Annotated in this window: 15 protein-coding genes; 5 read left to right on the top strand and 10 right to left on the bottom strand. The window is 65.2% G+C overall.

The window, feature by feature from the left end:
- Positions 1-13: 13 nt before the first annotated feature.
- Positions 14-3,109 (top strand): preprotein translocase subunit SecA, encoded by a 3,096-nt coding sequence (secA, locus tag ACPDIT_RS01210; RefSeq protein ID WP_423440824.1) that lies wholly within the window; start codon positions 14-16, stop codon positions 3,107-3,109.
- Positions 3,110-3,154: 45 nt separating this feature from the next.
- Here secA and ACPDIT_RS01205 read toward each other — a convergent pair whose 3' ends face one another.
- Complete coding sequence (locus ACPDIT_RS01205; protein WP_423440822.1) at positions 3,155-3,787, bottom strand: response regulator; 633 nt, start codon at positions 3,785-3,787, stop codon at positions 3,155-3,157.
- Positions 3,784-5,256, bottom strand: a complete 1,473-nt coding sequence (locus ACPDIT_RS01200; RefSeq protein WP_423440820.1) for a response regulator — start codon at positions 5,254-5,256, stop codon at positions 3,784-3,786. The genes ACPDIT_RS01205 and ACPDIT_RS01200 overlap by 4 nt, the downstream gene beginning before the upstream one ends.
- Positions 5,257-5,918: 662 nt before the next feature.
- Between ACPDIT_RS01200 and ACPDIT_RS01195 the strand changes: the two genes are divergently transcribed.
- Positions 5,919-7,865, top strand: a complete 1,947-nt coding sequence (locus ACPDIT_RS01195; protein WP_423440818.1) for a tetratricopeptide repeat protein — start codon at positions 5,919-5,921, stop codon at positions 7,863-7,865.
- Positions 7,866-8,483: 618 nt separating this feature from the next.
- On the opposite strand, the gene ACPDIT_RS01190 is transcribed toward ACPDIT_RS01195, so the two are convergent.
- The 8 genes from ACPDIT_RS01190 to atpB form a co-directional block, all read right to left on the bottom strand.
- Positions 8,484-8,894, bottom strand: a complete 411-nt coding sequence (locus tag ACPDIT_RS01190) for a F0F1 ATP synthase subunit epsilon (protein ID WP_423440816.1) — start codon at positions 8,892-8,894, stop codon at positions 8,484-8,486.
- 15 nt (positions 8,895-8,909) lie between these two features.
- Positions 8,910-10,319 carry a F0F1 ATP synthase subunit beta gene (gene atpD / locus ACPDIT_RS01185; protein WP_423440814.1) on the bottom strand — a complete coding sequence of 470 codons (1,410 nt, stop codon included), beginning with the start codon at positions 10,317-10,319 and terminating at the stop codon, positions 8,910-8,912.
- A gap of 12 nt (positions 10,320-10,331) precedes the next feature.
- Positions 10,332-11,210, bottom strand: a complete 879-nt coding sequence (gene atpG, locus ACPDIT_RS01180) for an ATP synthase F1 subunit gamma (RefSeq protein WP_423440812.1) — start codon at positions 11,208-11,210, stop codon at positions 10,332-10,334.
- 21 nt (positions 11,211-11,231) lie between these two features.
- The gene (gene atpA, locus ACPDIT_RS01175; protein WP_423440810.1) at positions 11,232-12,764 is read right to left on the bottom strand and encodes a F0F1 ATP synthase subunit alpha; all 1,533 of its coding nucleotides are present in this window, start codon (positions 12,762-12,764) and stop codon (positions 11,232-11,234) included.
- An 82-nt stretch (positions 12,765-12,846) separates the two neighbouring features.
- Positions 12,847-13,242 (bottom strand): F0F1 ATP synthase subunit delta, encoded by a 396-nt coding sequence (locus ACPDIT_RS01170; RefSeq protein ID WP_423440808.1) that lies wholly within the window; start codon positions 13,240-13,242, stop codon positions 12,847-12,849.
- A 33-nt stretch (positions 13,243-13,275) separates the two neighbouring features.
- Entirely contained in the window at positions 13,276-13,776 is a 501-nt protein-coding gene (atpF, locus tag ACPDIT_RS01165) for a F0F1 ATP synthase subunit B (protein WP_423440807.1), read from the bottom strand.
- Positions 13,777-13,786: 10 nt separating this feature from the next.
- Positions 13,787-13,993 carry an ATP synthase F0 subunit C gene (locus ACPDIT_RS01160; RefSeq protein WP_165105514.1) on the bottom strand — a complete coding sequence of 69 codons (207 nt, stop codon included), beginning with the start codon at positions 13,991-13,993 and terminating at the stop codon, positions 13,787-13,789.
- A 95-nt stretch (positions 13,994-14,088) separates the two neighbouring features.
- Positions 14,089-15,006: a F0F1 ATP synthase subunit A gene (atpB, locus tag ACPDIT_RS01155; RefSeq protein ID WP_423440806.1), complete on the bottom strand. Its 918-nt coding sequence runs from the start codon at positions 15,004-15,006 to the stop codon at positions 14,089-14,091.
- 524 nt (positions 15,007-15,530) lie between these two features.
- On the opposite strand from atpB, the gene aroC reads away from it, so the two are divergent.
- The 3 genes from aroC to ACPDIT_RS01140 all read left to right on the top strand — a co-directional run bounded on the left by aroC (position 15,531) and on the right by ACPDIT_RS01140 (position 20,101).
- The gene (aroC, locus tag ACPDIT_RS01150) at positions 15,531-16,610 is read left to right on the top strand and encodes a chorismate synthase (RefSeq protein WP_423440804.1); all 1,080 of its coding nucleotides are present in this window, start codon (positions 15,531-15,533) and stop codon (positions 16,608-16,610) included.
- Positions 16,611-16,982: 372 nt separating this feature from the next.
- Positions 16,983-18,272, top strand: coding sequence for a phosphopyruvate hydratase (gene eno, locus ACPDIT_RS01145; protein ID WP_423440803.1), 1,290 nt, complete (start codon positions 16,983-16,985; stop codon positions 18,270-18,272).
- Between the two features lie 239 nt (positions 18,273-18,511).
- A complete protein-coding gene (locus ACPDIT_RS01140; protein ID WP_423440802.1) occupies positions 18,512-20,101 on the top strand; it encodes an ArnT family glycosyltransferase in 1,590 nt (529 codons plus the stop codon).
- Positions 20,102-20,480 lie beyond the last annotated feature (379 nt).

The raw sequence follows: 20,480 nt of genomic DNA, 5'->3' as shown, positions 1-20,480 counted from the left end.
CGCGGGAACAAGCATGATCGGCTTTATAGTCAAAAAACTCATTGGGTCCAAGAACGACCGGGAGATCCGGCGACTCCGCCCGCTGGTGGCGAAGATCAACGAGATCGAGGCGGGGCTGAGCGCGTTGTCGGACGATGACCTCCGCCGCAAGACGGCGGAATGGAAGGCGCGGCTGTCGGCGATCCGGGACAACGCCGAGCTTGCGGCCGCGCTGGACGCCCTGCTGCCGGAGGCCTACGCCGTGGTCAAGAACGTGTGCCGCCGCCTGACGGAACGGCGGGCCGAGGTGGTGGTGCGGGGTCACACCATCGTCTGGGACATGATCCCGTTTGACGTGCAGTTGATCGGGGCGATTGCGTTGCATCAGGGCAAGATCGCGGAGATGGCCACGGGCGAGGGCAAGACCCTGGTGGCCACCATGCCGGCCTATCTGAATGCCCTCACCGGCCGCGGCGTCCACATCGTGACCGTCAACGACTACCTGGCCCAGCGAGACAGCGAGTGGATGGGGGCCATCTACCGGTTCCTGGGGTTGACGGTGGGCTGCATTGTCCACGACCAGCCGCCGTCCGTGCGACGGGAGCAGTACAACTGTGACATCACCTACGGGACCAATGCCGAGTTCGGCTTCGATTACCTCCGGGACAACGGCATGGCCCTGCGCAAGGAGGATCAGGTTCAGCGCGGTCACTACTATGCGATCATCGACGAGGTGGACTCGATCCTCATCGACGAGGCGCGCACGCCGTTGATCATCAGCGGACCGGCGGTCCGAACCTTCGACGATCAGTATCCCCGGTGGAAGCCCGCGGTCGAGGCCCTGGTGCGGGCGCAGCAGCGGTTGTGCGACCAGTTCCTGGAGCAGGCGCGCGCGTTGATCCGGCAGTTGCATCCCCCGGACGGCCGACGCCCGGAAAATGCCGAGGAACTGGAGATGGAGATCGGGCTGTTGCTCTACCGGGTCAAGATGGGTCAGCCCAAGTCCGAGGGCCTGCTCCGGTTGTTGGAGGATCCGGAGAACCTGAAGCTGATGCACCGGGCGGAACTGGAGCTGCACAAGGATCAGCGCAAGGTGGAACTGTTCCGGCAAAAGGAGGAACTCTACTTCGCCATCGACGAAAAGACCCACGAGGCGGACCTGACGGAGAAGGGGCGGCAGTTCCTCAGCCCGCACGATCCGGACGCGTTTGTGTTGCCGGACATCACGGTGGCCCTGCACGAGATCGACAGCGATCCGAAACTGGATGCCCGGGGCCGGCTGGAAGCCAAGACCCGCCTGCAGCAGCAGTTCGAGACCAAGGCCCAAACGATTCACGCCATCTCCCAGTTGCTGAAGGCCTACTGTCTGTATGAGCGGGACGTGGAATACGTGGTGCAGGACAACAAGGTGATCATCGTCGATGAGCACACCGGCCGGTTGATGCCGGGCCGGCGGTGGAGCGATGGCCTGCACCAGGCGGTGGAAGCCAAGGAGGGGGTGACCATCGAGCGGGAAACCCAGACCCTGGCCACCATCACGATCCAGAACTACTTCCGCATGTACCAGAAGCTGGCGGGCATGACGGGCACGGCGGAGACGGAGGCGCAGGAGTTCTGGGACATTTACAAGCTGGGCGTGCTGGTGGTGCCGACGAACAAGCCGGTGCGCCGGATCGATTACAACGATTCGGTGTACAAGACCAAGCGCGAGAAATTCGCCGCGGTCCTGCGGGAGATCAAGGAGATCCACGCGCAGGGCCGACCGATTCTCGTGGGTACGATCTCCGTCGAAGTGAGCGAGATGCTCAGTCGCATGCTGCAAAAGGAGCGCCTGGTGCACTCGGTGCTGAACGCCAAGTATCATCAGCAGGAGGCGGAAATCATCGCGCGGGCCGGTCAGCGGGGTGCCATCACCATTGCCACCAACATGGCCGGCCGCGGCACCGACATCAAACTGGGCCCCGGCGTGGCCGAGCTGGGCGGACTCCATGTGATCGGCACCGAGCGGCACGAGGCCCGGCGCATCGACCGGCAGCTGCGCGGACGTTGCGCCCGGCAGGGCGACCCCGGCAGCTCGCATTTCTTCATCTCGCTGGAGGACGATCTGATGCGGCTGTTCGGATCGGACCGCATCGTCAAGTACATGGAACGCATGGGCCTGGAAGAGGGCCAGGAGTTGCAGCACCCGCTGTTGAACCGGTCGATCGAGCAGGCGCAAAAGAGGGTGGAACAGCACAACTTCCAGATCCGCAAGCGGACCCTCGAGTACGACGACGTGATGAACAAACAGCGGGAGGTCATCTACGGCTTCCGCAACGAAGTGCTGCATGCCGACAGCGTCCGGGACCGGTTGCTGGAGATCATGGAGGAGGTCGTCGTTCAAAAGGTCCAGCAGTTTACCAACGACGAGGCGGACTTCAGCGGCTGGAACGTGCGCGGGCTGGCCGACTGGGTCAACCTCACCTTCCCGCTGGGCCTGCCGGAGCAGGAGATCTTGAACGTGGCCCAGCAGGCCCACGAGCGGCCTCCTTCGGATTCGATCTATGATGGTCTGAGCCCGGCGCAGTACGCGGTGGCCCGGTTCATCGTGCAGGGGGTGCGGCGGGCCTACGAGCTGAAAACCAGCTTCGAGGATCCCGAACAGCTGAAGGTGCTGGAGCGCTACACCATCCTGAGTGCGGTGGACCGGTTGTGGCAGGAACATCTCTACGAGATGGACAGCCTGCGGTACAGCATCGGGCTGCGGGGCTACGGTCAGCGGGATCCCCTGATCGAGTACAAGGCCGAGGCGTACAAGCTGTTCCAGGATCTCATGACCAACATCAAGTCGGAGATCTGCCACAACATCTTCCGCAGCGCCACCAGTCTGTTGGCCTTCGAGAATTTCCTCCAGAGCATTCCCAAGCAACTGTTGCATCAGAGCACCAGCGCGTTCGGGCAACCCGCCCCGGCCGCGGCGCCGGCCACCAGTTCCAAGGCCAGCGAAGTGGTGCGAGAGGCGGCGGCAGTGGCCGAGAAAGTGGCGGCGGCAGAGAAGGCCCAGCCCGTCCGCGTGGGGCCGAAGGTGGGCCGGAACGACCCCTGTCCCTGCGGCAGCGGCCGCAAATACAAACACTGCCATGGACGTTGACTTCGAAGCCGTCCAGGGCCGAAGGGTGCGCCCCGCGGGGTGGCATCAGGGCCAGAGCCTTGCCTGGCGGGCGTAGGCGGCCAGATCGCGGGCGGTTTTGAGGCCCAGTTTGCGGAGGAGGCGGGTGCGATAGGTAAGGATGGTTTTGGGTTGGACCCCCATGTGCCGGGCCATGTCGGCCACCGTTTCCCCGGCTGCAGTCCGGCAGAGGACTTCGAATTCACGATCGGAAAGCGACTCATGGGGCGCGGCGGTGCGTTGTCCGGCGGCGTGATCGCGCAGTTGTTGCAGGAGGGTCGGGCTCAGGTACGTGTCCCCGGCGTGCACCGTGTGGATGGCCCGGACCAGTTCGGCCGGGGCACTTTCTTTGTTGAGGTAACCATTGGCCCCGGCCCGGAGGAGACGCAACGCAAACTGCTCCTCGGCGTGCATGCTCAAGATGAGCACCGGCATGCGCGGCCAGAGCTGGCGGACTTCTTTGAGGACGTCCAGGCCACTGCGCCCCGGCAGACTCAGGTCGAGGATCAGTACATCCCAGGGCCGCTGACGGATTTGAGCGAGCGTTTCCTCGCTGGTGGCCGCCTCGCCCGTTACGACAATGTCGGGGGTTTCGGCCAGGATCTCTCGGAGACCGCGGCGGACCAGGGCATGATCATCAGCGATGAAAACCTCGATCATGGGCGGGGTGGCGGCGTGCAGGGAGCCAGGGGAATCGTGACCCGAATGCGGGTGCCGCGACCGGGCTGGCTTTCGATGCGGCATTCGCCGCCGAGGCTGTGGGCCCGTTCGTGCATGCCGAGCAGGCCGAGACAGCCGGGGCGACGCAACTGAGCGGGCGTAGCGCCCTGTCCGTTGTCCTGGATTGTGAGCTGCAAGGTGGTTCCGGAGGACTCGAGCCGGATGTGGACCTGGGTGGCATGCGCGTGTCGGGCCACGTTGGTGAGGGCCTCCTGCACGATCCGGTAAAGCGCGATTGCGGCGAGGCGATCGGGGGGCGCGGTCACACCGGGGGCGGCTTCGAACCGACAGGCGATCCCTGTGCGGCTGTGGAACTGTTGCGCTTCCCATTCGAGCGCCGCCGCCAGGCCGAGCGTGTCGAGCATGCCGGGACGCAATTCATTGGCGATGCGGCGCACCGTCTGAACGGTTTCATCGAGCAACTGCGTCATGCCGCGCAGCCGGCCCTCCAGACCGGCGTCGGCAGTCGGGGCCAGCCGGCGCTCGAGCCAGGCAAGATCCATCTTGAGCTTGGTGAGCATCTGTCCCAGCTCGTCGTGAATCTCGCGGGCAATTCGTCCGCGTTCGTCCTCCCGGGTGGTCTCCAGATTTCGCGCCAGGGCGCGAAGTTGCTGTCGGGACTCTTGCAGCGCGGCTTGATAGCGTTTGCGTTCGGTGACGTCGCGGAAGACGAGGACCGTTCCCAGCAATCCGTGCACCTCGTCGCGGAGCGGAGCCCGGGTGACCTCGACAGGAATGGTTTCATTCCGGGCCGTCAGGAGGAGCGCTTCCGTGGGCGGAGGGACCGCGGGCCGGTCCGAGGTCATCTCCCGGGCACGGAGGAAGGCGGTGTCGGATTCGGGTGCGGCGTCTTTTTGTTGAAACACCCTGGCCAGGGGCTGACCAATGGCCTCTTCCCAGGACCAGCCGGTAAGGCGCTCGGCGGCAGGATTCAAGTACGTGATCCGCTGTTCGGGGTCGGTCAGGATGACCCCGTCGGCAGCGCAGCGAATGGCGGCGGAAAACGCCCGTTCCAACCGGGCCAGGTGCGATTCCCGGGCGTGCCGTTGGAGAGCCAGCTCGAGGCACGCTTTCAATTCCTGGGGGCGAAACGGCTTCAGGAGGTAACCGAACGAGCCGGATTGGCGGACCTGCTGCAACGTGGCCTCGTCACTGCGCCCCGTCAGGAAAATGCTCGGGATGTCGAGTTCCTGCCGGAGCCGTTGGGCCAGTTCAAAACCTTCGGTGCGCCCGTGCAATTCGATATCGAGCACGGCCAGGTGGGGGCGGGCCGAGGCGGCCAGGGCAAACCCCTGCTGTGCGGAGTCGGTCACCCCGACCACGTGGTAACCGAGGCGTCGGACGGCCGCCACGATCATTTGCGCCACCGGCGCTTCGTCCTCAACGATCAAAAGACGGTGTGGCTCCATGAGACCCAAACCCCGCCCTTCCACACGGCTGCTCCCCGTTTAGAGGAAACGGCGCAGATGGCAAGTCGAATCGCCGTTGAACATTCGTGACAAGCGCATCCGCAGCGGCGTTTCGCACCTCGGAAGAGAACAGAGGACGGTCGGGCGCGGTTCGATGTCCGGGCCTTTGGGAGCCCCGATGTTGCCCGCACTGATCAACCATTCATGGCCTTGAGCCGCTGAAGAAACCTCGAATTTTCGGTCGCTCTGGGCTGCCAGGGAGACCGGCCTCCTTGCCGACCCCGGCGAGCAATCTCCGTCCCCAGCATGGACGCGTCCTTCCCTGGTCCGCGCGCCGGCCGGACCTTCCCGTACCCATCAAGGGCAGCTGCATGGGAACCGCCGCCCTGCCATCCTTTCGCGACCGGGAGGGAGGAGCCGCGCGCGTCCATGGGTCGCAGGTCGATGCGGAGAAAAGGCGCGCCACGGCAGCAGTCCCGGTCAGGAGTCCCTTGTCAAGGCCGCCGGATCCACACCACTCTGGGCCCATGAGCGGGCAGACGGGATCTGCAGAACCTGCAGCACTGCGACCGTTGGCCGATGTTTTCGCTCGATGCCGGGCGTGGCTGCGGGCTCGGGGCTCCCGTGACTCAAGGATCGACCTGTGCCTGATCGGCACGACCTTGCTCCTCTACGCACCCGTGCTGGCCCGGGGCGACTTTGTCTGGGACGACACGGTGTTGCTCGATCGCAACTCTCTGGTCACAGGGGAGGCCACCCTGCGCACGGTTTGGACGCGGGAGGATTTTCCGCTGAGCCTGGCGGTGCTGGCCGGGCTCCACGCATTGTGGGGGAAATCTGCGTTGGCCTTTCACTGGTTCAACGTCCTGCTGCATGCCCTGGCCGCGGTGCTGGTGCGCCACGTCCTTTCGAGGATGGGCCTCCCGGCGGCCACGGCAGCGGCGATCTGGTTTGCGTGGCATCCGGTGGCGGTGGCCTCGGCGGCGTGGATCTCGGAAGTGAAAAACACCCTGTCGCTCACCCTGGCCCTGGGAAGCGCGCTTGGGTGGATCGCATTCAGCCGGCGATGGCTCCCAGAGGGGGCCACGGTGCCGGAAAGGCAGAGCAGGTTCAAACAGGCATCCAGCCTGGCCACGGCCTGGACGGCTTTTGCCCTGGCGCTTCTGGCCAAGACGTCGGTCGTGGGCTTGCCCGTGGCGCTCCTGGCCTGGGTGTACTGGAGAACGGGGCGGTGTCCGAAGTGGGCCATGGCGGGATTGTTGCCGCTGTTTGCCCTGGCATTGGCCATGGGATTGCGGACCGTGTGGCTCCACACCCACCAGGTTTTGGCCGGGGCCGTGTTGCCGGAAGCCGACGGAATGCCGCTGGGGCTTCGGGTAGCCCGGACCTGGTGGTTTTACGCAGTGCAAGCGCTGTGGCCGGCCGAGCTCTGCCTGATTTATCCCCAATGGGAGAGGGGGGTCTCGGGCGGGATCGTGGCGTGGCAGTTGGCCGGGCTTGTCGCGCTGGCGGCGGGGGCGCTGGCGGCGGCATGGCGCGGGTGGCGGGGATTGCTGGCATGGCTCGGGGCTTATACGGCGAGCGTGTTCCCCTTCCTTGGCTTTTTCCCGATTTATTTTTTTGCCATGGCGCCGGTGTCCGACCACTTCGCGTACTTCAGCCTGGCGGTCGTGGCTGCTGGGGTGTCCGGTGTGTTGTCCTCGGGCGCGCGCTGGGCCTCGGAGTTCTCGGGCAAACGGATCCGGCGGGTCGGGATGGTGGGGCTGGGCCTGGGACTGGTGTTGCTGGCCGGGCTGAGTCACCGGCGGGTTCAGTTGTTCGTGGACGACTTTACGTTGTGGCAGGCCACGTTGCGTTGCAACCCGCGGGCCTGGGTGGCCCACAACAACTTGGGGACCTTTTTCGCGGAACGGGGAGATCTGGGACGAGCCGCGGAACATTTTCGGCGTGCCCTGGAGATTTATCCGCACAACGCGGCCGCCCAGCAAAACCTGGGTCGGGCGCTGGCGGCTTTGGGGCAATGGGGCGAGGCAGCGGAGCACTACGGCAGGGCGGTCGCGCTGCAGCCACGCAACGTGGCTGCGCGGCGGGGATGGGCGGAAGCGCTCGAGCAACTCGGGCGACTTGAGGAAGCCGCTCGGGTGCTTCGTGAAGCCCTCGGGATGCAGGACGATGTGGCCATTCGGCTGGATTTGGCTGCCGTCTTGCGCAGGGCCGACGACCTGGCAGGCGCCGTCGCGGAGTTGTCTGCTGCCCTCGCAACGCATCCCGGGGATGCCGACGTGATGAACAACCTGGCCTGGTTGCTGGCGACGGCTCACGACGCGCGGCTCAGAGATCCGGCCCGCGCAGTGGAGCTGGCCACGCGGGCTTGTGAGCTGGATCCGGACAATCCCCGAATGCACGGCACACTGGCGGCAGCCCTGGCGGCGGCGGGCCGGTTCGACCAGGCCGCGGCGGAAGCAGAGCGTGCAGCCGAACTGGCGCAACGGCGCGGGGACGGCATGTTTGCAGAGTTGAATCGGCGACTGGCCGCGCTTTACCGGCAAGGGCGTGCTTATGTGGACCCGCCGGTGCGGCGCGTAGATCGGCGATTTCCCACGCAATAATCCCTCGGGCGGTGTGTCGACGGAGCGAGCCGCGGGACGCCGTCGAGGGAGGTGTTTCCGTTTTTGCGTGCCGGATTGGAGAGTCTCGATGAAATACCGGGTTACTCCGGCTTGCCCGCGGCGACGGCGGCCGAGATGCCGGCGAGGTTTCGGGGGCGTCCAACAACCTGAGATGCACCGGCTGTCGAGGGCAGGGCACCCCTTACCTGCAGGGCGGGCGTCACGGGAAATTGAAAAGGGGCGAACTCGCAACACGCGAGTGCACAGGCAGCTGTTGTGCACACCTGTGGTTTGGGCGAAAGGATCCTTCCAAAACTTCTCAGGATCCGCATGGCCTTGACGGGCCTGCTTCGAACTTTGCGGGACCCGGGTGACGAGGCACGAGAGCAGTGGCAAAAACCGCCTGGCGAGCCTGGCAGGCCGAGCTCTTTCGAGCCGTGGAATGGTCCGAGCACCTGTTCAAGCCAGGCAGGCCGGGCAGGGCCACGTCGGGCGGCTGCCCTGAGCGGGTCGTACGGGATGGACACGAGACCGGATCACCATGAGCGTCGAGGGGCGGGGCTGAGCACCTGACCCGCCGAATGGGACAACACCCGAGCGCAGGGCCCGGCGTGGGTTCTATCGCTTGCGCGCTCGCTTGACCTTGAGCTGCGCGGTGGCACGGGCGAGGGTGGCCTGGACCAGGGCGGCATCCTCGGCACTGAGTTTCTCGGCCAGGCGCGCTTCTGCGCGGCGTCGGGCCTCCTCCACGGCCGCCTCGTCGATGCTGTCGGCCTCGATGGCCATGTCCGTGATGATGGTCACGTGATCGCCGGTGATTTCGGCGAAGCCCTCGCCCACGGCCATGTGGGTTTCCTCGGTGCCACGGCGCAGGACCAGTTCGCCGGGCTCGATCTGAGTCATGAGCGGGGTGTGCATGGGAAACACCCCCAATTCTCCGTCCACGCCCGGGAGAGTGACCATGTCCACCTCGCCGGAGAAAACCTCGGCTTCAGGAGTGACGATGGTGAGACGCAGGGTGTTGGCCATGGCACGGCGGTGAGCTTAGGACTCCTGCAGCACTTCGTCGATGCCGCCCTTCATGTAGAAGTTGGCCTCGGGGACGTCGTCGTATTTGCCCTCGAGGATCTCCTTGAACCCGCGCACGGTTTCCTCCACGGGCACCTGTTTGCCGGGACGTCCGGTGAAGACTTCGGCCACCGAGAACGGCTGGCTGAGGAAGCGCTGGATTTTTCGCGCGCGGAAGACGGTCAACTTGTCTTCGGGCGACAGCTCGTCCATCCCGAGAATGGCGATGATGTCCTGGAGGTCCTTGTAGCGTTGGAGGACACGTTGGACCCCGCGGGCCACTTCGTAGTGTTCGCGTCCGACGATTTCCGGGGTGAGCGCACGGGACGTGGAGGCCAGCGGGTCCACCGCCGGGTAGATCCCCAGCTCGGTGAGACCGCGGTCCAGCACGATGGTGGCGTCCAGGTGGGTAAAGGTGGTGGCCGGAGCCGGATCGGTGATGTCGTCGGCGGGGACGTAAATGGCCTGGAAGGAGGTGATGGAACCCTTCTTGGTGGAGGTAATCCGCTCCTGGAGGTTCCCCATTTCGGCGGCGAGGGTGGGTTGGTAGCCGACGGCGCTGGGGGTGCGGCCCAGGAGCGCGGACACCTCGGAACCGGCCTGCGAAAACCGGAAGATGTTGTCGATGAAGAGCAGCACGTCCTGGTTGCGTTCGTCGCGGAAATACTCCGTGATGGCCAGGCCGGACAGAGCGACGCGGAGACGGGCGCCGGGCGGCTCGTTCATTTGTCCATAGACCAGGGCGATCTTGGACTTGCTCAGGTCCTTGAGGTTGATGACGCCGGCCTCGATCATTTCGTTGTAGAGGTCGTTGCCTTCGCGCGTGCGCTCGCCGACGCCCGCGAAGACCGACACACCGCCGTGGAGTTTGGCGATGTTGTTGATGAGCTCCATGATCACCACGGTCTTGCCCACTCCGGCGCCGCCGAAGGCCCCGACCTTGCCGCCCTTGAGGAAGGGACAGATCAGGTCGATGACCTTGATGCCGGTTACGAGGACCTGGGGCGAAGTGGACTGCTCCGTCAGGCTGGGCGGAGGACGGTGAATGGGATAGCGCTTTTCGGCCTGGATGGGGCCGCGTTCGTCCACCGGGTCCCCGGTGACGTTGAGGACGCGTCCCAGGACGGCCTCCCCCACCGGCACGGTGATGGGCCCGCCGGTGTCGATGACTTCATAGCCCCGCTTCATCCCGTCGGTGGAACCCATGCAGACGGTGCGAACCCAGTTGTCCCCGAGGTGTTGCTGCACTTCGAGCACGCGTTTGACGCGGCCCTCGCCCGGCACGTCGTATTCGACGGTCAGGGCATTGTATATGGCCGGGACCTGCCCCGGGAATTCGACGTCCACGACCGGACCGATGACTTGGACGATTCTGCCTTTGTTCATGGGGAAGTGGGATCAAGACATGGCCATTTGGGCGGTGGCGATTTCCAGGAGCTCCTTGGTAATGCCCGCCTGGCGCAACTTGTTGTACTGCAGGGTGAGGTCTTTGACCAGTTGGTTGGCGTTTTCGGTGGCGTTCTTCATGGCCACCATGCGTGCGCTGTGCTCGCTGGCTTTCGCCTCGAGCAGCACCTGGTAAATGCGAAAGTTGATGTAGTGCGGTAACAGGGCGCCGAGGACCCGTTCCGGACCGGGCTCGAAGAGGAATTCCGTGGCTCCCTTGAGCAGCTCTGTTCCCAGTTCGGCTCCCTCGGGCTCGGAGCTGACCCCGCGAATCTCCCGCAGGGGCAGCAGCGGCAGCACCTCCGGCCGCTGGATCAGCGTGGAGACAAAGTTCATGAACAGGACGTCCACGCGGTGGAACTCGCCTTTGAGGAAACCTTCCTGGAGGAAGCGGGAGATGGCGCGCGCCTCGGCGAACTGGGGGTGGTCCTTGTAGGAGAACTCCGCCAGCAGCGTGCGGCGGGCGCGGGCCAGGAATTGGGCCGCCTTGCGGCCGGCCGCGACAAACACGGTTTCCCGGGGATCGAACTTGATGGCCTCGCGGAAGAGCGTGCTGTTGAGCGCGCCGCAGAGCCCCTTGTCCGTGCTGACCAACAGCACGCATCGCCGGCCCCCGGGGCGTTCCTCCATCAATGGGTGGGTGAAATCGGTGACCGTGGGCAGGAGCTCGGCCAACATGCGGTTCATGGCCCGGGCGTAGGGGCGCCCCGCCAGTGCGGCCTGTTGGGCCTTGCGCATTTTGGCCGCGGCCACCATCTGCATGGCCTTGGTAATTTGGGCCGTGCTCTTGATGGAGCGGATGCGGCGGCGGATGTCACGGAGACCAGCCATGGCGGCAAATCGAGCAGGGGATCAATGCCACGTTTGTTTGAACTCGGTGACGGCGGCCTTGAGGTCGGCCACCGAGGCGTCACTGAGAGCCTTCTCGCGGAGAATCCGGCCCAATAGTTCGGCCTTCCGAGTGGTCAGGTAGTCCACCAGCCTGGCCTGGAATTCCTTGATGCGCTCCACGGGCACGTCGTCCATGAAGCCGTTCTGGACCGTCCACAGAACGGCCACCTGGATCTCGACCGGGATGGGATTGTACTGCTCCTGCTTGAAGACCTCGACGATCCGCTTGCCCCGCTCGATCTTGGCCTGCGTGGCCGCATCGAGGTCGGACCCGAACTGCGCGAAGGCGGCCAGTTCACGGAACTGCGCCAGCTCGCCCTTGATCCGGGCGGCCACCTGTTTCATGGCCTTGATCTGCGCCGAGGAACCGACGCGCGACACCGACAGACCGACCGAGATGGCGGGGCGAACGCCCTGGTAGAAGAGGTCGGTCTCCAGATAGATCTGGCCGTCCGTGATCGAAATGACGTTGGTGGGAATGTAGGCGGACACGTCGCCCAGCTGGGTTTCAATGATCGGCAGGGCGGTCAGCGACCCGTTGCCGTAGTTTTCGTTCAGGCGGGCGGCGCGCTCCAAGAGGCGGCTGTGCAGGTAGAAAATGTCGCCGGGATACGCCTCTCGACCCGACGGCCGTTTCAGGACCAGGGAGACCTGGCGGTAGGCGACGGCGTGCTTGGAGAGGTCATCGTACACAATCAGGGCGTCCATGCCGTTGTCCATGAACCACTCGCCCATGGCACACCCGGCGAAGGGAGCCAGGTATTGATTGGTGGCGGCATCGGAAGCGGAGGCCACCACGACGATGGTGTAGGGCATGGCCCCGTGCTCCTCCAGCACGCTGATGATCCGGGCAATGTTGGACTGTTTTTGCCCGATGGCGACGTAAATGCTGTAGAGGGGGCGGTAGGAGGTGTCCCCGGCCTGTTCCGCGGCGCGGTTGAGCCGGGCATTGTTGATGATGGTATCGATGGCAATGGTGGTTTTGCCGGTGGACCGGTCGCCGATGATGAGCTCGCGTTGCCCCCGGCCGATGGGGATCATGGCGTCGATCGCCATGATGCCAGTCTGCACCGGCTGGTTCACCGAGCGGCGTTTGATGATGCCGGGCGCGATTTTCTCCACCGGATAATACGTGGTCGGCTGAATGGGACCTTTGCCGTCCAGGGGACGACCCAGAACGTCCACCACGCGGCCCAAAAGTCCCTTGCCCACCGGCACCTGCAGGACCTTGCCGGTGGTGCGAACCTCGTGTCCTTCCCGCACGCTGGTGAAATCGCCCAGCAGGATCGCGCCCACCTCGGTTTCCTCGAGGTTCAGGGCAATGCCCATGATGCCGTTGCCGAAGTCCAGCATCTCGTTGAGCATGGCGTCGTCGAGTCCCTCGATGCGGACGACGCCGTCGCCGACTTCGCGAACGATGCCGACGTTCTGGCGCCGGGCCGTGGTTTTGGCGCCGGCAATGCGGGCTTCGATCTCTTGTAACAATTGGCTCATACGGTTGTTTCTGTCGTTTCCATGGCCCCCGGGTCAAGGGGCCGGTTCCCGGGCCGGGTCCCGGGACTCATCCAAGGCCCATTCAGTCGAAACTCTCAGCCAGCTCCCGGAGCCGGCCCTGAACACTGGCGTCATAGACGTCGCTGCCCACGCGCAGCCGCAGGCCGGCGATCAGTTCGGGGGCAACCTGGTACTCCCACAGCAGGCCCGGGCCGTACCGTTGGTGAACCCGCTCCTGCAAACGGGATTGCAGCTCCGGATCCAGCGGCACGGCGCTCTCGACGCGCGCCGTGCGACGCTGGAGCTCCAGTTTGACCAAACGGTGAAAATACGCCAGCAGGCGCAGGTAGCCCCGCGGGCGCTCCGCCAGCACCAGGTCCAGCACCTGTCGAACCCTCTGCTCGTCCAGCCGCCCCTGCACCAGGCAGGCTCGGTAGAGTCGTTTGGCGTCGCGTCGAATTTGACGGGTGCTCACCATGGGATCGAAAACGCGCGGTGGCTGCCCGGCTGCTCAGGCCGCCACCTGCCGGGTCGCCTCCTCCAGAATGCGCCGCTGGTCTTCCGGCGTCAGGACCTTGCCCGTGACGGCGGCGGTGGTTTGCACCACCAGCCGCCCCACCTCTCGCTTGAGCTCGGCCAACATCCGGGCGCGGTCCAGCGCCGCCGCTTCGCGCGCCTTGGCCAAAATCTGCTCCGCCGTGGCCACCGCCCGCTGGGTTTCCTGGGCGTGGAGCCGGGCCGCCGCCTGCCGGGCCTCCTCGATGAGCTGCTGCGCCTGGGCATGGGCCCGCTGCAGGATCTCCTGACGCTGTCGCTCCGTGGCCTCCAGTTCGGCGCGGATTCGCTCCGCCTGGGCCATGCTCTCCGCGATCTTCTCCCGGCGCAGTTCCAGCATCCGCAGGACGGGCTGGTAGGCCCATTTCCAGAGGACGAACAGGACGATGGCAAAGTTGATCGTCTGCGCGATCAACTTGGGCCACTGAATGCCCAGCGTCTGAAGCGTTTCGCCCATAACTCAGCCATTACCGGGGCACGACGAAATAGATCAGAATCGCCAGACCTTCCGCCAGCGCCATGCCGATCAACGCCGTGGTAAAGACCTTGCCAAAGGCCCCCGGGTTCCGACCGATGGCTTCCGACGCCTTGGCGGCGGCGATGCCAACGCCCAGGGCCGCTCCCATGCCCACCAGGCCGATGGGCAGATTTCCGGACAATTCTGCGAGCATCATAGGTGTTCTCGTTCTCCTGTTTCGTGGTTGATGGTCCTGTGTTTCCCGGCAGCCGTCCGCGCGTTGCACGGTCCCGTCTGCCCAAAGCCGTTCCCTCAATGTTCCGCCCCGTGCGCGTGTCCCTCCTCTTCCACGTGCGAACACAGCGTCCCGATGAATGCGATGGACAAGAGGGTAAACACGAGGGCCTGAACCACGGCGACCAGCAGTTCCAGGAAATAGAACGGCAGCGCCCCCAGGCCCAGGGGCGAATGGGTGAGCATGATCGTCAGCACGCTTTCCCCGCCGTAGATGTTCCCGTACAACCGCATGGCCAGCGCCACGGGACGAATGCAGATCGAAATGACCTCGATCAGTCCAATGAACAGAAAGATCAACGACAAAGGAATGACAATCCACCCGGTCATCCCGCCCTTGACGCCGAAGATGTGTTTCAGCAGACCAACCGGGCCGTTGTAGCGGATGGCCCACCAGGTGCTCATGATGAAGAACACCGCCGCCATGGCCACCGTCATGTTCGCATCCGCCGTCGGCGGCCGCAGCAGGGGACGATCCACGTGCTCCACCCCCAATGGCCCCCCGCCGGCAGGTCCCCAACCAATACTACCCACGCCCGGCAACAGGCCCATCAGGTTCGAGACCACGATGAAGAGGAAAAACGTCGCCACCAAGGGGAAGGTCCAGCGAGCCACTTTCGGTTCCAGAAGCCCCTTGGTCAGTTCTTCCAGACTCTCGACCGCGGTCTCGATGACGTTCTGAATGCCCGAGGGTACTTCCTGCATCCGGCGGGTGCCCAGGCGCACCACCAAAAAAATCACCAGGGCGATGATCCAGGTGTACACCATCGAATTGGTTACCGGCAGCGGGCCGACGTGGAACAAAACCGGTGCGTCCGGACTCACCGGCGGCGCAGCCCCCGTGCCGTGGTGACTTCCGGCTCCGGCCGCTGTCGCCCACCAAGGCAACAGCCAGACGCAAAGAGCCAACGCTGGTGTGAACCCTTTCCGCAACATTCCGTGTCAATCCCCGGTGTAACAACCGAATGGACAATCCGCCGGCGAACCCGATGTGGACGCGCCAAGCGGCAAAGCGGCTGCGAAGCTGGAGCAGGCAACAGATTTTCTCAAGTCTTTTCTTCGACTTCGGTGCAGTTTTTTGCGCGCCCCCCATGCGACCCTCTTCCCGTCACACCTGCCGAGGGCTGCACCCGGGTTCGGCTGCGGCCCGTGGGCATGCTTGCCCCCCTGGAGGGCCGACCAGGCGGCCTCCGCCCCGTGGTGCCCACAGGTCTTCAGTCGTTCTTATGGTCGTAGGTGAACCGTAACGGGCTCCGAATTATCCCGAATCGTCGGGCCGCCTCCTGCCTCGCCGTGCGCATGGGAACGGCACCGCGGCACGGAGCCTGCCCGGGCACAACGCTCCAACACGGTCGCCGCGGCGGGGGACGTGGCCCCTGGCCGGACCCATCCGGCCCAGTACGGATCCCGCCGTTGGCGGGTTTGACCGTGCAGGAAGGTTTGCGCATGCTGGGTTTGACATGGGCAACACGTTTGGCCACCTGTTCCGCGTCACCACCTGGGGCGAATCCCACGGAGGCGGCGTGGGCGCCGTCGTGGACGGATGCCCGCCGCGGTTGCCGTTGACCGAGGCGGACATCCAGCCGGAGCTGGACCGGCGCCGTCCGGGCCAGTCGAATCTCGTGTCGCCACGCAAGGAGTTGGACCGCGTGGAGATCCTGAGCGGCACGTTCGAGGGACTGACACTGGGCACGCCCATTTGCCTGTGGGTGCGCAACGAAGATGCCCGACCCGAAGCCTACGCGGAGATGGCGCGCAAGTTCCGCCCCTCCCACGCCGATTTCACGTACCAGGCCAAATACGGCATTCGGAACTGGCAGGGCGGCGGCCGCAGCAGTGCCCGGGAAACGGTGGGCCGGGTGGCGGCCGGGGCCATCGCACGAAAATGGCTGCGCTGGACCTACGGGGTGGAAATCGTGGCCTGGGTCGCCCGGGTCCACCGGATTACCAGTCGCGTGGACCCGGAGCATGTCACGCGCGAGGCAGTGGACGCCACGCCGGTGCGTTGCCCCGATCCCGAGGCCGCGCGGCACATGATTCAGTTGATCGAAGAAGCGCGCCGCGCCGGCGATACGGTCGGGGGCATCGTCGAGTGCTATGTGCGCGGTGTGCCTCCCGGGTGGGGCGAACCCGTTTTCGACCGACTCGAAGCGGACCTGGCCAAGGCCATGCTCAGTCTGCCGGCCTCCAAGGGATTTGAAATCGGCTCGGGCTTCGCCTGCGCGGAGATGACCGGCCGCGAGCACAATGATCCCTTCCGCGTCCGCAACGGCCGCGTGGTGACCACCACGAATCACTCGGGCGGGGTCCAGGGCGGCATTTCCAACGGGATGCCCATTCGATTCCGCGTGGCCTTCAAACCGGTGGCCACCATCATGCAGGAACAGGACACGGTGGACGTGGACCTGCAGGAGACCACTCTGCACGGTCGGGGTCGACACGATCCGTGCGTGTTGCCGCGGGCCGTGCCGATTGTCGAGGCCATGACGGCGCTGGTGTTGGCGGACCATGCCCTGCGGCACCGCGCCCAGTGCGGCTGAGGTCCGGCCAGCGGTTCCTGCATGTACGGCAATCGGCTTGCGCGGCAGCCCTCCCGTCGCTCCCCGGCGACAATTTCCAACCAACCACGTCAACCCCCTGCCGGACCGGAGCCTGGCCCGGCAGCCGGATGCTTCGGACGCGCGGTTTCTTGGGGATCGACACCCGATTCGTTGCGCCCGGGCGCACCTGCAGCCCGGCCCGCCCCCGTCCATCCTGCGAGTGGAATCGGCATGCACCGGGCGGCACCACCCGTTGGCGCCGGGGCAACGCGCCGGCAATCGTCGGGGACTCCGGCCTTTCCTTGACCGGATGTCCGGCCTGCTTATCATGCGCCACGTTTTGCAATTTCGTTCGAAAACCAAAGGATGATTATGACCAACATCGAGAACATACGGGCGCGGGAGATTCTGGACTCGCGTGGCAATCCCACGGTGGAAGTGGACGTGACCCTGACGTGCGGCGTTGTGGGCCGGGCCGCGGTGCCCTCGGGCGCCAGCACCGGCGAACACGAGGCCCTCGAACTGCGCGACGGCGACAAAAAGCGGTACTTGGGCCGGGGCGTGCGCAAGGCGGTCGAGAACGTAAACAAAAAAATCGCGCCCGAACTCCTCGGGGTCGATGCACTGGACCAGTTGACGGTGGACCGGATCATGCTGGAACTGGACGGCACGGAAACCAAGTCCAAGCTGGGCGCCAACGCCATCCTGGCCGTTTCGTTGGCCACGGCCAAGGCCGCCGCCGCGGCCCTGGATCAGCCGCTGTTCCGCTATCTGGGAGGTCCCAACGCCAAAATCCTGCCCGTGCCCATGGCCAACGTCATCAACGGCGGTGCCCACTCCGATGCCCCGATCGATTTCCAGGAGTTCATGATCATGCCGCTCGGACGGCCGACCTTTAGCGAGGGGCTCCGGGCCATTACCGAAACCTTCCATGCGCTCAAAGGAGTCCTCAAACAACGGGGCCTGAGCACGGCCGTGGGGGACGAGGGGGGCTTCGCTCCCAAACTCGACAGCGTGGAGGACGCGCTCGAGGCCATGATCCAGGCCATCAAGCTGGCCGGTTACAAACCGGGCAAGGACATTTACCTGGCGCTGGATGTGGCGGCCTCGGAGTTCTACGACGGGAAGGGCAAGTACACCTTCAAAAAGAGCACGAAGGAAACCGTGACCGGCGACGACCTGGTCGACCTCTACGAGAAGCTGGTCGCAAAATATCCCATCGTCAGCATCGAGGACGGTTGCAGCGAGAGCGATTGGGACACTTGGAAGAAACTGACGGCGCGCCTCGGCAGCCGGGTGCAGCTGGTCGGCGACGATGTGTTTGTCACCAACGTGAAGTTCCTTCGCAAGGGCATTGAAACCGGGGTGGCCAACTCGATCCTGGTCAAGGTCAACCAGATCGGGTCGCTGACCGAGACGCTGGACTGCGTGGAGCTGGCCAAGACCCACGGCTACACCGCCGTGATGAGTCACCGGTCCGGAGAGACCGAGGATGCCACCATCGCCGACATCGCCGTGGCCACCAACTGCGGCCAGATCAAGACCGGCTCGTTGAGCCGCTCCGATCGGCTGGCGAAGTACAATCAGCTCCTGCGCATCGAGGAACTGCTGGGACCGAACGCAGTGTACGCCGGGACCAGTGCCCTGCCCAAGGGTGCCTGAGCCCGCGTCGTTGGGACACCCCGTTGGGGGCGCACCCCTCCGCCCCGGCACAACAACGGTTCCGGATTCGAAGCGCCTGCTGGACACCCTCCCGCAGGCGCTTTACGTTTGCCCACCCGCGCCGCGGACCTGGTGTCGCGGCGAACCCGATTCCAATGAAGCAGCCCATCTCCAGCAGCATCGAAACGGGCCCGGCCCCCGACGCAACAGGACGCCCCAGCGCAAGCGGAATGAAGCCCGTGCTTTGGCTGACAGGGGCACTCGCTCTCACGTGGCTCTCCGGATGGGCCCGCGCCCTCGGCTGGCCTTTGCTGCCCGTGGACGAAACCCGGTACCTTTCCGTGGCCTGGGAGATGTGGTTGCGGGGAGAGGTGTGGGTCCCGCACCTCAACGGAGCGATCTACACGGACAAGCCCCCGCTCTTGTTCTGGCTGATCCACTTGGGCTGGGCCGTGGGGGGTGTGGGCGACCTATGGCCCCGGATGCTTCCCGTTTTGGCCGCGACCGGCGCCGTGCTGTTGACGGCGCGCCTGGCACGCGTGCTCTGGCCCCGAGAGGCACCGGTCCACGCTGCGGTCTGGATTCTGGTCACCAGCGGGTTGTGGTTTCTCTGGAGCGGACTGGTCATGTTCGATCTGGTCTTGACGGTCTTTGTGCTCTTGGGCTGGAACGCGTTGGTCCATCCGCCCCGGGGACAGGCGCGGTGGTGGTGGTGGGCGCTTGCAGTCGCAGGGGGAGTGCTGACCAAGGGACCGGTGGTCCTGCTGTTTCTCCTGCCGCCGGCGGCCTTGGTCCGACTGTGGCATCCTCGCGCGTCTCACGCCGACTGGCATCGTCGATGGCTCACTGCCACCGGGGTCGGCCTGCTGCCGGTGTTGATCTGGCTCATGCTGGCGGTGCGGCGGGCCGGATGGCACTACGGCCTGGCCGTCGGCTTCCATCAAACGGCCCACCGGGTGGTCCACAGTTACGCCCACCGCCGACCCTTTTGGTGGTACTTGCCCTTGCTACCGCTGATCACGATGCCCTGGGGTCTCCGTCTGCTGTTGTTTTGCAATGCTCCATGGCTCCGCACAGCTGCTTCCGATCCGGGCTTGCGCTTCCTGGCCGCGGCAACCTTGCCGGCATTTGTGATGCTGAGTGCCATCAGCGGCAAACAGGTGCACTACCTGCTCCCTCTGTTTCCCGCCCTGGCGCTCGCCCTGGCGCGTCACGCACACGCCTGTGAGTCGGGGTGGTCCCGGATCTGGCGATGGGCGTGGGCCGGTCTGTTCACCTTTCCCCTGGTTGCGTGGCTGGTGGGGCGGTGGGGACCGGTTCCGACGATCTGGCTCCAATGGGTGTCCGGACTCCCGGCCTGGTCTGTGGTGCTACCTGCGGCTCTGGGGACAGTGATGACCATGATTTCACGGCGGCATCGAAGTTTTCGGATCGAGACCTGGGCATGCACAGCAGGGGTGGCGATGTGGATATGGACCCTCGGGGCCGGGCCGTCCTTGAAGGCGCATGTTCAGCTCGATGCGCTGGCACAGGAGGTGCGCCTGCTGGAACAGCAAGACCGGCCCGTCGCGTGGATGGGGCATTATCAGGGACAACTCCATTTCCTGGGACGTCTCGAGCGACCGCTGCCCGTACTGGGGACCGAAGAAGTGGAAGAGTGGATCGCCGCGCATCCGGACGGTGTGGTGCTGGTCTCCCTCAAACACCGGCCGCAAGCGGATCTACCGGAGGGAATCCGCTGGTTCTGTGTAGAACCTGGCGGCATTGCCCTCGTACCGGCACGGTCGTGGGGGCAAATTGCCCCGGTTGTCTGCCCGGGACTGCGCTGACGCTTGGGCTGACGGCGGTTGGGCCACAAAGACATCGGTTTTCAACCCCGGGAGGATGGTACTGGCTACGACGTGACTCCGATGGGCTGCCCCGCGGCGTTTCGGCTTCGCGCTCTCGGAAAAACGGGTTGGGGCTCGCCACCTTTCCCCAGAAACGATTCCCCGGGCGGCAAGGAGCTGCATCGGATCCCAGTGAGTCCACGGTCCAATTCGATGTAGCCAAGCCGGGATTGCGTCCGGCTCCAGGAGCGGGAACGGCCCCTGGCAGAACCAACGAAGCGCATGGTGCTTCGCCTTGAAGATCGGAAGCCGTGCGCCAGTCCTTCAGCGGCCTCAAACGGACCCGTCGAACCGGCCCCGCCTGCTTTACAGGTCCGGG

This window comes from Limisphaera sp. VF-2 (assembly GCF_049537125.1).
Classification (GTDB): Bacteria; Verrucomicrobiota; Verrucomicrobiia; order Limisphaerales; family Limisphaeraceae; genus Limisphaera.
This window is presented reverse-complemented; position numbering and strand designations above follow the sequence as displayed.